This is a genomic window from Bacillus cereus group sp. BfR-BA-01492, from assembly GCF_022662815.1.
GTDB classification, from domain to species: domain Bacteria; phylum Bacillota; class Bacilli; order Bacillales; family Bacillaceae_G; genus Bacillus_A; species Bacillus_A cereus_BD.
In genome coordinates this window covers 29,041-42,549 of record NZ_JAKUEH010000005.1, presented here as the reverse complement: position 1 = coordinate 42,549, position 13,509 = coordinate 29,041, and the positions used below count along the sequence as shown (strand labels likewise).

Here is a 13,509-nt window from a genome sequence, read left to right as displayed (position 1 = left end):
GAAAGCGAGTGGATAGAATGGCATACAGCAAAGCGCAAAATGAAGCCACAAAGAACTATAAAAAACGCAATCCAGAACAAGCGAAATACCTCAATTATAAAACGATGGCTAGAAGCTTCATTAAGAATCTAGCCACAAAAGAAGATTTGAATATGCTAAAAGAATTAATTGCAGAAAAAGAGGAGAATGATTGTGTTAGAAAATAAATTAGGTATCAAAAATCAGTTAGAATTGAATCGAGTGGAAGAACGACTATCAAAAATGAAAGTCAAAAATTTATATGATTCAGGAGAGATAAACCGCATAGAAGTTGGCACATTCAAGGGTCTTTCTGACATTCATAAATACATATTTGAAGATATTTATTTCTTTGCTGGAAAGATTCGAGAGGTTAACATGGCGAAGGGGAATTTTCGATTTGCCCCTGTTATGTATCTAAGCCATTCATTAGAGCATATAAGCACTATGCCACAAACAACCTTTGATGAAATAGTTGAAAAGTATGTTGAAATGAATATTGCCCACCCCTTTAGAGAAGGAAACGGTAGAGCGACTAGAATATGGCTAGATTTAATCTTTAAAAATGAACTTCAGCAGGTGGTCGATTGGAATAAAATTGCTAAAGAAGATTATTTACTGGCAATGGAACGCAGCCCAATTAAAGATATTGAAATTAAGCATTTACTCCAAAATGCACTAGTAGATGAAATAAATAGTCGTAAAGTATTCATGAAAGGAATTGATATTAGTTACCATTATGAGGGATATACTGAATATGATATAGAGGATTTATAAAACAAAAAGGGCTGAGATAGCCATAGCCATCACGTATATATAATTTTCAACAAAAACAGCTATCCTTTCATGGATATTCCATGAAAGGATAGCTGTTTTTATGTCTTCAATGAATCTTACAGAAGAACTTCTATTATTAGAACAGGAACTAAAAAGTAAATGTTCACTTTCTTTTTTAGAATCACTTGCACGAGAAACAGGAATGATTCAACGTGCAAGAAAATGTAAAGCACAGGAAATTTTGAACAAAAAAGATAGTATTATAATAAAGCCTCCGATTGGCGCAGGCGATAAAGGAGTATCTAAGCTAGACACGGAAGATAACGTAGAGGTATTTATTAAAGAGGATACTATAATAAACTATACTATTATGCTGGCCCCTATAGATGAACCTCAAAAAATTAATTATTGAGAAAGTAATTTTACATACAAACAGTTATAAAAGCAATTAAGGGATCAACTGAAAGTAGCTTATGCAGAGGTTTATAAAAAGTTATAAGAGAGAACAAGGTTACCCTCTTCTTCTTCATTGGATTATTACCATATGAAATAAGAGGAAATTCATAATTAAAAATAGAATATGCTTTAGAAACAAATGATTATGGAGTAGGTGTTTTTTTGAAAAAGACAATGCCAAAAAGAATACATATTATTGGATCTGTCGGAAGTGGGAAGACAACTTTAGCAAAAGAAATATATTTAAAGTTAGATATACCATATTATGAATTAGATAATGTGGTTTGGAGAAGGCATAAGTTTGGGGATATAAGAAGAACTGAACAAGAAAGAGAAAAGTATCTAAATAGTATAATACAATCTGAAAGTTGGATAATCGAAGGAGTTTACAACGAAGATTGGGTAAGCAATTGTTTTCATAGTGCAGATTTGATTATTTTTTTAGATACAAGATATTCAATAAGATCCTATCGCATCATAAAGAGGTTTTTTAAACAAAGACTTCGAATAGAGAAATCGAATTACAAACCAACATTTGGTATATTTAATATTAAAGAACAGAAAGTAAGGAGGAAAACCATATGATTAAAGGATTATATGAAGCACACTTACCAGTTAGTAATTTAAAAAATTCAATTGAATTTTATCAAAAATTAGGATTGAAACTTGCTTGGCGTGATGAAGACACTGCTTTCTTTTGGATTGAACAAGGTAAGAATTGGTTGGGTTTATGGGAAGGAAATGAGTATGAAACTCGATACCACCCTTCTTTACGACATATTGCTTTTCGAGTTTCATATGAAGATTTAAAAGAATCTTTAAAGTGGCTAGATTCTATTCAAGTTGCAGCTGTCCCATTTGGTAATAGAGAATCTATTGAGCCATTTATCCGCCCACACCAAGGTAATGGTTCAGTATACTTCAAAGACCCAGATGGTAACAGTTTAGAATTAATATGTCATGTTGAAGTTCCTAATGAATTAAAACATATTACAGATAAGTTGTCCTTTGTGGATTGGGAGGAACTAGTTAATCATACATTTAAATGAGAGACGCGAGATAAGTTTATTTTACTAAACCGGGTTACCACATATCACCAGCAAGCCAATATTTTTCTGCTGGCTTACAATCAAGACAAAAAACATTAGATAAGGGGCACTAAAAATAATGTTTTTAGTTTAACAGTTACAGATAAGGCAAACGATTTCGAAATGCCTCTCACTTGTTAGGTGATAAACAAGTGAGAGGCATTTTTCCTTTTTATTGAGTAAAGAAATCAGAAGAAAAGTAGCACATTCATAATTAGAAAAGAATGTACAATATGAAGCAATACAAGCTTGAACAATCTTATATACAAGTATTATTCAGAAAAAATAATTAATTTCACTTACCGTATTAATAGCTACAAACAAATAATCTAGCAATAATAAGTAAGCATCAAGACGACAATATATTAATTCCAAGTATCCTTCCAGTAGAATCTAAACGAATGTATACTTGATCTTTTAAAAGGTGAGCGTTATATATATGATTTTTATAAGTGGATATTTCGATATATTCTTCGCCAGCTAAACATTCTAAAATGATTACCTCTCCATATTCTCTCCAATTGATTAGTTTTGCATAAGTAATCATTGTGACGGCCTCCTTTATAAAGTAGTTTATGAGATTTATGTATGAATGGAATGAGTAAGATACACAGTAAAAAAGAAAATGAACGATTTAAATAAAAATACATAATATATCTGTATATAGAAAAATAATAGAAAGGAGACTATCAATTGGCTTGTATAAATAAAAATTGTTTTGATATTTGTTTGGAAACAAAAACAAATCCAAATGGCGGAGTGGAGCTTGTTGTGAAATGTAATGATGAGTGTTCATCTGATTTTAATGTTCTACCTTTTCAAGCTTGTTTTGATACAACTTTAAATAATGATTTCACGTATTCAACGGAGCTAGTTGCTTTAATTAAGAGATAGATTCCGTCTCTATTAATTTGTTAAAAATGATTATTGTGCCGTTCCCCTAATTTTTCTAAGGCATATTGTGTTCATAGATGCTATTAGAAAGGAGGAGAGGCTATGGCATGTACGACAAACAATATCTGTTTTAATGTCTGTCTTGTTATTACCATTACACCTGGTAACGGTGTAGAATCCGTTGTAAATTGTGGGAACTTATGTGGGACAAGTCCAACTATTATAATAACACCTTGTGGATCTGTTGTGATTACATTACCACTTGTTGCATGTTTCACAATCACATTAAGTGATGACTTAAGTGTCGATTCCCAACTTACAAGTCTTTCGTTCTAAGTATGATCGTTCATACAAATAGAAGACACTCGTATGGGGGTCTTCTATTTGTACAGGAAAATATTCCATAAAACATTACTTAAGGATATATTGATTTAGTTACTATATAAACTGAATCTCAATCGACTCAAACAACAGGAAGAAATTCTTTCCCGAATTATTTAGTATTATGTAATTAAACAGTTAGAAAAATATAATCCTTAATATTTAAAAGAAATTTTATTTGCATGAAAAATAAGTTTAAACTAAAACAATATTTTTCGTTTTAGGGTAGCACTACATGCCCATCAAGCTAACCAAGTAAATTACTAGGTACGAAATTATCCTTGTTTCAAAACTAGCATGCTGATGAGTTGTCCATATAAATGGCACTCTAGGCGTTCTCTTTTTATATTTTTGCATTCATCAATTTCAAAGAATGACTTCCGTGTTTTAAATAAAATTTCAATCTGCCAACGCAGTGAATATAATGAATGTACGTAGTTTGTCGGTACTTCTTCTAGCGACGTATTCGTGATATACACATTCATGTCCATTAAACGTTTACTTTTATCCTTCATGACAATGCCTTTCTTCTTTTCACGTATCACTTGATTTTTCAGACGTGTTTGCGTTTGATCATCAGTTAAGCGGTGGATGTGGCGAATTAATCAGGCAGTTGAAACACTGTTACATCCAGAATACGGATACGATTGAAAGTAGAGATTATATGTGCAGAAAGTGAGTGATTTGAACAGAGTTTTTATATGAGAAGAGAGGAAAAGACTTCTCGAAGAAATGCGACAGCTGTTGGATTAAAACGTTGATTCTTTCTACAAAAAGAATAGCGTTTTTTTCGCTTTATAAATACAATTTCTTTTTCAGTAAAAAATGACAAGATATGAATAAATCCTCAAGATAAAAGATCACCCGCTAATTTTAGCGGATGATCTTTTATCTTCCTCAGTGTTTTGCTTTTCGTTTTTGGATTTTCATTTTTCGTTTTTTTCTTGTAATTCCTCTTTTGTTTCATTTATTTAAACTATTGTGTATTTTATATTTTTTTAGGGAGAAAATAAATAAAGGGAAACCAATAAACAAGAATATATACCATGAAATAAGGGACAATCTCATACTGATATTGTAAAAATAATCATTTACTTTTTGACTATTTTAATCGATAAGAATAGTAGAGTTAAGAAAGGAAAAACATAATGAAATTAGGTTTAGCTTTAGGTGGCGGTGCTGTACGGGGATTAGCACATATTGGTGTACTAAAAGTATTAAAAAAGCATAACATTCCCATTGATTTTATTGCAGGAACCAGTATGGGAGGAGCCATTGGTGGATTAATTGCTGCCGGCATTGATGTCGAAGAAATTGAGGATTTTGTTCTTACTACTAGACCATCGTATCGCATGGTTGATCTGGGGATTGGAAAAAGGGGACTTGTTGCAGGAAATAAATTGTATGGAATGTTACTTCAATTTTTAGAGCAAAAGGGATTATCCAATATTCAAATTGAGCAACTTCCAATTCCATTTCGTGTAGTCTCTGTAGATTTAAAAAAGGGAAAAGTTTTCATTTTCGAACAAGGAAATTTAAGCTTAGCTATTCGAGCAACTACATCCGTCCCTGGACTTTTTATACCTATAAAGCATGAAGATAAAGTATTAGTGGACGGAGGGATACTTAATAATTTGCCAACGGATATCCCACGAAAAGCAGGAGTAGAAATTGTACTTGCTGTAGATGTTGAGAGGGAGCATGAGGAAAGAGAGCCAAGAAGTATAATTGACGTATTAAATCGTTCCTTATCTCTTATGATGGTTGAAATGAGAAGAAAAAATCTTCAGTTTGCAGATGCAATTTTTCGGCCAAGAGTAGGACAGTTTCAAGCATTTGATATTACAAAGATTAAAGAATGTATAGATGCTGGAGAACAAGAGGCAGAACGAAAAATCATGGAAGTAGTTTCATTAATTAAAAATTGAAATAGAAATAGAAAATGGAGAAATTTTGATTCAATTACCAAAACAACTCAAAGAATTAACCTCTGTTATGCAAAAGGGGAAAATGCGTATAGCCATAACAATCCCAGAATTGAACCTATTTTTAACTAAATTAGATCGTATCAGTAATCGACTTTCCTTTAGTATTTACTTTCTTTTAGCATCATCATGGTGGGTCTTATCATTGGTTCAGCATTGAGTAGGAAATCTACTCTTCTTTGGAACCTACCAGCCGTTGAAATTGGGTTTGGAGTAGCAATCTTGATGTTTCTTTGGTTGTTATATTCTATATTTAAATCGGGTAAATTCTGATTTTGTACAAAAAAGAAAAGTAATATCTCTTGTTATATTGCAAGAATGATATCACTTTTCTTTTTAAAGTTATAAATGGTATCTATTTACGTTTTCTAAATAAAACAATTAAAGCTGGTAATATCGTTAAAGAACAGAGTAAAGAAAGTGTGGTGTCTATAACAGTTGTAATACCAAATTCACGTAAAATCGGGAAGTTTACAAAGATTAATGCTGAAAATCCAACAATTACTGTTAACCCAGAAACGGTAATTGCTTGTCCAACTTTTGAAAGAGACACACGAATTGCTTCTTGAGCAGACAATCCTTTTTCCTCTTCCTCACGAAATCTTTCCATAATAAGAATGGTAAACTCTGTCCCAATTCCAAGGACAAGACAGCTAAGAGCAGTTGTAAGTGGATTATATGAAATATCGAGTAATTTTAAAGCACCAGGTGAGAATCCTAATACTAAAGCAATTGGTATCAACGGATATAAAGCATGTTTTACACGGCGATACACAAGGAATAACGATAGGAAAATAATTAAAAGTCCTGCACCAATCATGAGTTCACTGTTCGCACCAATATTGTCGATACCGTATAACATCATAACTTGTGCGCCTGCAGGCTTAATTTTCACACCATCTATCGCTTTCATATCTTTCGATATTTTATGCATCAATTTTAGTTGATCAGCAGAAGAAAGATCTGGATTTACTTGAAATTGAATCGTTGCATATTTTTTATTTGTGCTCATAACAGTGTCTTTTAATGAACTTGGCACGTTTTCAAGTTCATTTGTTATTTGTGATACAGAGTCTGGCAGTGTATCTTTTCCATTGATTTGTAAAATAACACTAGGAAGTGAGATAACATCACTCACATCTTTATATTTATTGTCAACCTTTTTACTTTCTTCTTGCATCCAAGACATTACTTTTGGTTCTGTGACATCTTTCGCTTCTACTAAATACGTAATATACGTTGTAGATCCAACTATCTTTTGTAAATGTTTTGTATTTTTTAATGTTTCCATGTTCTGTGGAATCATTTTAGTTAAATCTGTTTCAGTCGGTATAGACTTTTCTGCCATAAATCCAAGGCCAGATAAGATAACGGAAACAATTAAGATAGGAATAGCAAATTTCATAGCGATATTAGCATATTTATTTAAAAAGCGTGCTAATAACGTATGTTCATTTTTGTTGACTTTATTAGTAGTTACTGTTTTTTTATGATCCAATAAGTAGAATGTTGAGAACATTAGTACTAATTCAACCACATAACAGAATAAAACACCCATCGCTAAAGTTAAACCAAATTGTTGCATCATTGGTGCTTTAGATAAATACATTGTTAGGAAGCTCAAGGACATGATAACAACTGCAATTCCTACGCCCGGCCCAATATGACGTACTGCATTTCGTATTGCAAGTTCTGCGTCAAATTGACTATTTTTAAATTCTTCTTCGTATCTGTTATGAAATTGAACGCCAAAGTCAGTGCCAAGACCAATAATGATTGGTAATGTTGCCATAGTTGCGAGTGTAATTGGGATTCCAGTCCAACCCATAAATCCAAATGTCCATATTAGACCAATTAATACGAAGCCTAATGAAATAATACGTCGTCTAACAGGGAATACAAAGAATAACACAACGATCATTAATATAATTGCTAGACCAAGCATAATCCTTAAAGTTGTGATAACTTCTTCTTGTATATCACCCAGGATTGCTGGCATTCCAGCTACTTTGACTGTTACACCCGAATTGAAATTTGTATTTTTAATAAGTTGATTTAACTCTTTATTTATACGTACATAAGTCGTCATTTCTGTATTATCGGATGTATGAAGCTGAATGATAACATGTTTCCCATTTTCAGGGATAAGCTGTTTGAATTGTGCTGGTACTTTTCCTTGATCAGAAAAAATGATTTCATGAAGTAAATCATTATTCATATTTTGAACATTGGGTAAAGATTTGATAATCTCTCTTTGCATATTATCCTTTTGTTCTTGGGTTAAGATGCTTTGTGTATAATCCGTTACTTCGTCATTCTGTGTGTCTGTTAAAACAGCTTGCATGATTTGTTCTTGTTCGTCAGCTGTTGGCATATGACCTAGAGCAACCAATTGTTTTTGCACTTCTTGCATTTGTTCGGTTGTAAGTTGCTGTTGAATAAATGTACCCATTTTTTCACGTTGCTCATCAGTTAAACTATTTTTTACGTTATTATTAATTTCGCTCATTTTTTCGCTTGAAATAGAATTTTTCAATGCTATTTCTAATTTTTTGTTTGGTGCCCCTTTATCAAATGCTGAAAATGACGGGGAAGGGGAGTCGAACATTTCATTTAATAATCTTACATAATGCGTTGAACCTGTAATATCTTTAATGTCTTCTGCTTTTTTAGTGAATTCTACAATTGCCTTATTTGTTTCTTGCGAAAGCAACTTATCGCTATCTCCACTAAGTAATACATAAATACCGTCTCCACCAAAATGTTTTTGGTACATAGCCGTATCTTTATAAACATCTGATGTATTACTTAAGAATACGTCGTTTCCCATTTTCATTTCAAGTTTTGTAATACCAAATGTAAAAAAGATTGTTAGACATAAAATTAATGCAATATTAGTCTTTGCGTACTTGATAATAAAATGACCGATTTTGTCAAAAATCTTATTCATGTTTCAGTTCCTCCTTTGTTATGTCCTTTAATCTAGCATAGGCTTTGGAGGAAATCGATGAGCAAAAAATAACATATGTCTTAAAATAAGACATATGTTCCAAAATGATTCATTTATCTATAAATTCTTAGAAATCTGAATCAATTCTTCTTTTGAATATGGATATTCATTGCTTACCCATTTTTTTATAATCTCAAAAAAACCACTACTGTAAAAATCACATAAAACTTTTGGATAAGCAGAGTTCCGGATTTTTATGGAAAGCGAATCGTTATATTTCCCTGAATTCTCATATAAAATGTTTGCGCCAAATTGAATTAACTTGTCGTATAACTCAAGGTTACTATTTTTACAGGTAACATTAAAAAACAATAATCGATTAGCATCTATATATTCAATTACCTCTTCAAATAATGTATGTTCTATATCTAACCCTTGATTAGTTTGTTCAAATAATGTTATGGCGATAGAATTGATTGTATCAATAAAAAGCTCATACTTGTCATCATAATAACGATAAAATGTACTTCTATGTATCATTGCTTTTTCACAAATATGATTAATTGTGATATCTAAGAATGTTTTTTCTTTTAATAAATCCAAAAACGTATCTCTTATTAAAGTTTGTGTACGGAAACGAGTGAGATTACCCAATGTGTTTATCCTCCTTATATTTGAAGCGAAAGTATCGCTTTAAATTATACTGGTTTTAGTTGGCTAATTCTTATTTTTCTTTAGTATGTCTTAATAAATCAAGATATGGGATTCTTTTTTCTACAAAAAATATAAAAGATGGTTTATAAATTTGATAACCTCATGCAATGTAATAGAGTATTGGAGTTTATGTGTTCAGTCACATAATAAGTATTCAATAAAAAACTATAACAGTAACCTAACATTAGACAAGAGAAGTTAGAAAAGTTAATTGAAGAAGACTTTTAATTAGAATATGGAGGAGAGGGAGTGAATGAGAGGCTTTCAATCAACGGCAAGAAACCTATATACTAAATCCGATATTAACTTTAGTAAAGAGACCATTTTTGGTCTCTTTTTCATGCTTTTTCCTTAATTCCATACGTAATGTCATTAAATCTTGGGTTTGGAGTGGAATTAAAGCAAGATTTACTTGTTATAGGGGGAGTTAATTTTGATAGAAAGCTAAGAAAAAACACCCCAAGCCAAAAAAATGAGCCGAATTCTTGTTATAGGGGTAATTAAAAATGTTAGCTTGATGGGCATGGGGTAGCACTACTTAGTATTAAAGTCGCAAATGATTTTTACTCTGAAGTATTTTTTTAGTTGTTAGATGAGAATCATTTATGTTAACGGGTTATTTTTAACTGCATTCATTACAGTAGAAATGCCTAATGTTGAATCCTCTGCACAGTTAGAAAAAACATCAGATACAACAAAATTGAAAGCTTGTTATTGGATGTAGCCGTAAGTTTATATATGTCATGATAATCTATCTTTTATTTCGTGTGATGGCAGTCATGATGACAGCTACAGATTCATTGGAAGCTGCTTTTCCAATTAGGATACTTTCTTTATCAGAAGGTGAATATTTCAAGTGTAGTGATAGCAGGGGGGATGATTTTGTTTTTTCTTAGAAAATCTATGCATTCATATAGTAGATGAATGGCATCACCATTTTCCAAAGCTAATTGATGGAGGTGCTTAAATGTCATTCGATATGCTTTTAGAGTAAAAGTTACATAGTCGTAGTGTATTTTCTTTTTGAGGATAAAGACTAAGCGAAGATGGAGTAGAACCGATTTGTTTCGCTATATATGGGATGCTTTTGATATGAGTGTATGGCCAACCGGAATCCCGAAGAATGGCTAATGGAACGACGAACCCTAAACGGTTTTCTTCTCTCCTTCGCTTATTTATAATGTCTAAATCTCGTTTGGAAAAAGTGTAGTAGGTTCCTAGCACCCATTCATCTTCAGGAATTTGCATAAAGGCTTGTCGCTGTTCCGGTGTAGGCAATTCTCTACCTCTCGCCATTTTCATACAATATCATCTCATTTCTGTAATTATTCAGTTTGAAAACATCATACTCATTACATCTTACAACATTGTAAGGCAAATGTAAGAATAATACATGTCTTCTTTAAAACATAATAGCTAAACTAACAATATATGGATCAACTTGAGGTTACATTGGAGACTAATTGTAAGGAGTGGGACAATTGAAAACGGTACTATCGGTGCAACAGCTAACGAAAGAGATCAAGGGCAAGTTGATTGTGCAAGACATATCGTTCGATGTGGTAGAGGGAGAGATTATTGGACTACTTGGTGCGAACGGAGCGGGCAAGACAACCACGATGAAGATGATAGTTGGTCTAAGCACAATAAGTGCCGGGGACGTGCATATTGCAGGTTACAGTATGAAGAGTCAGTTTTCTAAAGCACTCTTCAATGTAGGGGCAGTGATTGAAGCACCTGCATTCTATCCTTATTTGAGTGGATTCGAAAATTTACGTCAATATCAGCGTTTGCACAAAAGTGCGAGTAAGGATTGGTTGCTGGAGGTAGCCAGTCTAACCGGCATAGAACATGCGCTTAAGCAGCGAGTAGGCACGTACTCCATGGGAATGAAACAACGCTTGGGCATTGCGCAAGCACTACTGCGAAAGCCAAAATTGCTTGTGTTAGATGAGCCGATGAATGCACTTGACCCTGCTGGTGTTCGTGAAACCAGGAACTATTTAAATAGAATTGCGGCAGATTTGGGCGTAGCAATTGTGATTTCCAGTCATCAACTGTCTGAGATTGAGCAGATGGCACGCCGAGTGGTTATTATGCAGAATGGCTGCTTAGTGACAGAGCAGTGGATTGATGATGGGTTAAATGATGGGAAATTCTGTATCACTCTTCACATTGATAATGTTGAGCTTACAAGCGAAGTTGTGGTTAACTTCTTTGGGGACGATCATCATGCATGGGATTATATGCAGACAGAGAAATTATCTAACGGTTTACATACTATGACAGTAGCTATTGATGAAGGTCAAGTTCCAAAGCTGATTCGAGCATTGTGTGATGCCGGGGTGGAAGTTCATCGGGTGTTGTCGACACATACGAGTTTAGAGGATAAGTTTTTAAAATGGACAACTGCGCGCGGTGAGGTGAGTTAAGTTGTTATGGAATGAATGTTTGAAGATAGTGAATAAAAGAATCTTTATTCTTTCACACATTGGTTTTATTGTGATGACGGTACTGTTCTCTTGGGCATACACCAGTAATCTCAAGACTGATGATACGGTGGCTCAAATGGTAAATGCTTTGCTTGGCCTATCGGGAATGCTTGTTATTCTACCTTGGGCGATTGTTTTGTCACCTCTTATTTGGACGGATGAGTATCAATATGGTACTCTGAAACAACTGTTCCTGCATACGTCCTCGCGCTCAAGGTTGTATGTTGCAAAAATTGCTGCGATGATTTTGCTCATCATTACGGGTGTTGTGAATATATTCATTGTTTCTTTGTTAGTGAATCTTCTGATGGCTCCAAAAAACATACAATGGGGCGACATGACGGATGTTATATGCTTTATCGGAGCAATCGTATTGCAATGTTGCCTATATGCAAGTCTAGCATCCTTGATTGGCGTGTGGACAAGATCAGCTGCTATCGCAGTAGGCAGTAGCTTAGTGCTATACTTTTTACAAATGATATTTGGAGGTAGTCTCTTATCTACATCATGGACACACATTCTATTCATTCATCATGATGATTTAAGTGTCTATTGGAGCACGTCACAATATAAATCGGAATTAGTTGGCTTACCTATGTCGTTAGCGATAGATATCGCTTATATTTTGTTTTTCTTTGCAATTGGATTATGGTTGTTCGTCAAAGAGAGGGGAGCAGACTAAACATAACACCGAGCTAAGAATGAGCACATTAGGATACAGTTATGTCGGTTATGCCGATACTTGGGATAACCGTATGGAAGACAAAATCATGAGAAAAAAGCACTTGTACTGAGTGCTTTTTTTCGATTCAAATTCCACTCTCTTTAAATTTTCGCCTGGCTTTTGAATATAAAGGTGTTATATCAATCCAATAAAAAGATAAACGGCAGTTCCCCAAATAAACAAGGCGGAGCATTTATTGAATATATTCATTAAACTACCTGTACTATCTAGATTCTTTATAACTGTACCAGCGAGCGTCAATCCAAAGAACCAAATCCAAGATACTGTAATACATGCAATTGCGAAAAAAATTTGTTCTGTTCCGGCATATTTTAATGCACTTGTTCCAATCACACCAACTGTATCTAAAATGGCATGAGGGTTTAATAGAGAAACTGATAAGGAAAAGATGACTTGTTGACGAATCGATAATGCTTTGTTTGATTCATTAGTTATTGGTTTAGACTTCCAAATAACATACCCCATGTAGAGTAAAAATAAAATCCCTATGATCATTAGACTAAGACGTAACCATTGAAATTGCAAAACGATAACGGATAGTCCAAAGACAGCTAAAAGAATTAAAAATGTGTCACATAGTGCAGCCGTAATAGTAGCTGGAAGTGCTCGAATGAATCTTGGCTGTGTGGCTCCTTGTGAAAATACAAATACATTCTGTACTCCTAAAGGTAGAATAAGTCCGAATGCTAAAATCATTCCATGAATAATGGCTTCCATAAAATCAACTCCCTTTCAATTACTATCTTACTATGATACAACTAAAAGAAAACGTAGATTAGATAAAAGCTCATATTGAACGAGGGGATTGGACTGTTGGCACAAAGCTTCCAACACAACGCCAACTAGCAACGCAATTTCATGTGAATAGAAGTACTGTGTAACTGGCACTTGATGAATGATATTTTAAATGAAAATGTTTATTATATTTCTTTATATATAGCAAAAGCGAAAAAGAGACGGTGAAATACCATCTCTTTTTCGCTTTTGTACATTTACATATCGTTTTACA

13 protein-coding genes and 6 pseudogenes are annotated in these 13,509 nt (G+C 33.4%); 13 read left to right on the top strand and 6 right to left on the bottom strand.

Annotated features, from left to right (window positions below; all coding sequences use genetic code 11):
• The first annotated feature begins 17 nt into the window (after positions 1–17).
• The 5 genes and pseudogenes from MR063_RS08565 to MR063_RS08540 all read left to right on the top strand — a co-directional run bounded on the left by MR063_RS08565 (position 18) and on the right by MR063_RS08540 (position 2,300).
• Positions 18–206 (top strand): hypothetical protein, encoded by a 189-nt coding sequence (locus MR063_RS08565; protein WP_242196429.1) that lies wholly within the window; start codon positions 18–20, stop codon positions 204–206.
• Positions 187–795 (top strand): protein adenylyltransferase Fic, encoded by a 609-nt coding sequence (gene fic, locus MR063_RS08560; RefSeq protein WP_277927813.1) that lies wholly within the window; start codon positions 187–189, stop codon positions 793–795. The genes MR063_RS08565 and fic overlap by 20 nt, the downstream gene beginning before the upstream one ends.
• A 100-nt stretch (positions 796–895) precedes the next feature.
• Positions 896–1,042 (top strand): annotated as a pseudogene (locus MR063_RS08555) (IS4 family transposase); the annotation flags it as partial.
• A gap of 371 nt (positions 1,043–1,413) precedes the next feature.
• Positions 1,414–1,797 (top strand): annotated as a pseudogene (locus MR063_RS08545) (P-loop NTPase family protein); the annotation flags it as partial.
• A 35-nt stretch (positions 1,798–1,832) separates the two neighbouring features.
• Complete coding sequence (locus tag MR063_RS08540) at positions 1,833–2,300, top strand: VOC family protein (protein ID WP_242196425.1); 468 nt, start codon at positions 1,833–1,835, stop codon at positions 2,298–2,300.
• Between the two features lie 388 nt (positions 2,301–2,688).
• Here MR063_RS08540 and MR063_RS08535 read toward each other — a convergent pair whose 3' ends face one another.
• Entirely contained in the window at positions 2,689–2,886 is a 198-nt protein-coding gene (locus MR063_RS08535; protein ID WP_242196423.1) for a hypothetical protein, read from the bottom strand.
• Between the two features lie 146 nt (positions 2,887–3,032).
• Between MR063_RS08535 and MR063_RS08530 the strand changes: the two genes are divergently transcribed.
• Together MR063_RS08530 and MR063_RS08525 are read left to right on the top strand one after the other, a co-directional pair.
• The gene (locus MR063_RS08530) at positions 3,033–3,233 is read left to right on the top strand and encodes a hypothetical protein (RefSeq protein ID WP_242196421.1); all 201 of its coding nucleotides are present in this window, start codon (positions 3,033–3,035) and stop codon (positions 3,231–3,233) included.
• Positions 3,234–3,335: 102 nt separating this feature from the next.
• On the top strand, positions 3,336–3,569 hold the full coding sequence (locus MR063_RS08525) for a hypothetical protein (RefSeq protein WP_242196419.1): 234 nt from the start codon (positions 3,336–3,338) through the stop codon (positions 3,567–3,569).
• Between the two features lie 335 nt (positions 3,570–3,904).
• Here MR063_RS08525 and MR063_RS22290 read toward each other — a convergent pair.
• A pseudogene (locus tag MR063_RS22290) lies at positions 3,905–4,207 on the bottom strand (transposase); the annotation flags it as partial.
• A gap of 555 nt (positions 4,208–4,762) precedes the next feature.
• Between MR063_RS22290 and MR063_RS08515 the strand changes: the two are divergent.
• Together MR063_RS08515 and MR063_RS08510 are read left to right on the top strand one after the other, a co-directional pair.
• Positions 4,763–5,542 (top strand): patatin-like phospholipase family protein, encoded by a 780-nt coding sequence (locus tag MR063_RS08515; protein WP_242196417.1) that lies wholly within the window; start codon positions 4,763–4,765, stop codon positions 5,540–5,542.
• A gap of 16 nt (positions 5,543–5,558) precedes the next feature.
• Positions 5,559–5,872: pseudogene (locus MR063_RS08510) on the top strand (ABC transporter); the annotation flags it as partial.
• Between the two features lie 82 nt (positions 5,873–5,954).
• On the opposite strand, the gene MR063_RS08505 reads toward MR063_RS08510, so the two are convergent.
• A complete protein-coding gene (locus tag MR063_RS08505; protein WP_242196414.1) occupies positions 5,955–8,549 on the bottom strand; it encodes an efflux RND transporter permease subunit in 2,595 nt (864 codons plus the stop codon).
• A 117-nt stretch (positions 8,550–8,666) separates the two neighbouring features.
• Entirely contained in the window at positions 8,667–9,203 is a 537-nt protein-coding gene (locus MR063_RS08500; protein WP_242196411.1) for a TetR/AcrR family transcriptional regulator, read from the bottom strand.
• A gap of 652 nt (positions 9,204–9,855) precedes the next feature.
• Between MR063_RS08500 and MR063_RS21775 the strand changes: the two genes are divergently transcribed.
• On the top strand, positions 9,856–9,987 hold the full coding sequence (locus MR063_RS21775; RefSeq protein ID WP_277927812.1) for a hypothetical protein: 132 nt from the start codon (positions 9,856–9,858) through the stop codon (positions 9,985–9,987).
• 127 nt (positions 9,988–10,114) lie between these two features.
• On the opposite strand, the pseudogene MR063_RS08495 reads toward MR063_RS21775, so the two are convergent.
• Positions 10,115–10,565 (bottom strand): annotated as a pseudogene (locus MR063_RS08495) (DUF4158 domain-containing protein); the annotation flags it as partial.
• A gap of 179 nt (positions 10,566–10,744) precedes the next feature.
• Between MR063_RS08495 and MR063_RS08490 the strand changes: the two are divergent.
• Entirely contained in the window at positions 10,745–11,695 is a 951-nt protein-coding gene (locus MR063_RS08490; protein ID WP_242196406.1) for an ABC transporter ATP-binding protein, read from the top strand.
• Between the two features lies 1 nt (position 11,696).
• Entirely contained in the window at positions 11,697–12,437 is a 741-nt protein-coding gene (locus MR063_RS08485) for an ABC transporter permease (protein ID WP_242196403.1), read from the top strand.
• 177 nt (positions 12,438–12,614) lie between these two features.
• Here the strand turns inward: MR063_RS08485 and MR063_RS08480 are convergent, their stop codons facing one another.
• Positions 12,615–13,217, bottom strand: a complete 603-nt coding sequence (locus MR063_RS08480) for a LysE/ArgO family amino acid transporter (RefSeq protein WP_242196400.1) — start codon at positions 13,215–13,217, stop codon at positions 12,615–12,617.
• Between the two features lie 62 nt (positions 13,218–13,279).
• Here MR063_RS08480 and MR063_RS08475 point away from each other — a divergent pair.
• A pseudogene (locus MR063_RS08475) lies at positions 13,280–13,378 on the top strand (GntR family transcriptional regulator); the annotation flags it as partial.
• Positions 13,379–13,509: the final 131 nt, after the last annotated feature.

Bases quoted from the DNA above. Each gene is read 5' to 3' on its own strand.
- MR063_RS08480 (WP_242196400.1), bottom strand. From the start codon at position 13,217: ATGGAAGCCATTATTCATGGAATGATTTTAGCATTCGGACTTATTCTA.
- MR063_RS08565 (WP_242196429.1), top strand. From the start codon at position 18: ATGGCATACAGCAAAGCGCAAAATGAAGCCACAAAGAACTATAAAAAA.
- MR063_RS08515 (WP_242196417.1), top strand. From the start codon at position 4,763: ATGAAATTAGGTTTAGCTTTAGGTGGCGGTGCTGTACGGGGATTAGCA.
- MR063_RS08505 (WP_242196414.1), bottom strand. From the start codon at position 8,549: ATGAATAAGATTTTTGACAAAATCGGTCATTTTATTATCAAGTACGCA.
- fic (WP_277927813.1), top strand. From the start codon at position 187: ATGATTGTGTTAGAAAATAAATTAGGTATCAAAAATCAGTTAGAATTG.
- MR063_RS21775 (WP_277927812.1), top strand. From the start codon at position 9,856: ATGAGAATCATTTATGTTAACGGGTTATTTTTAACTGCATTCATTACA.
- MR063_RS08540 (WP_242196425.1), top strand. From the start codon at position 1,833: ATGATTAAAGGATTATATGAAGCACACTTACCAGTTAGTAATTTAAAA.
- MR063_RS08535 (WP_242196423.1), bottom strand. From the start codon at position 2,886: ATGATTACTTATGCAAAACTAATCAATTGGAGAGAATATGGAGAGGTA.
- MR063_RS08525 (WP_242196419.1), top strand. From the start codon at position 3,336: ATGGCATGTACGACAAACAATATCTGTTTTAATGTCTGTCTTGTTATT.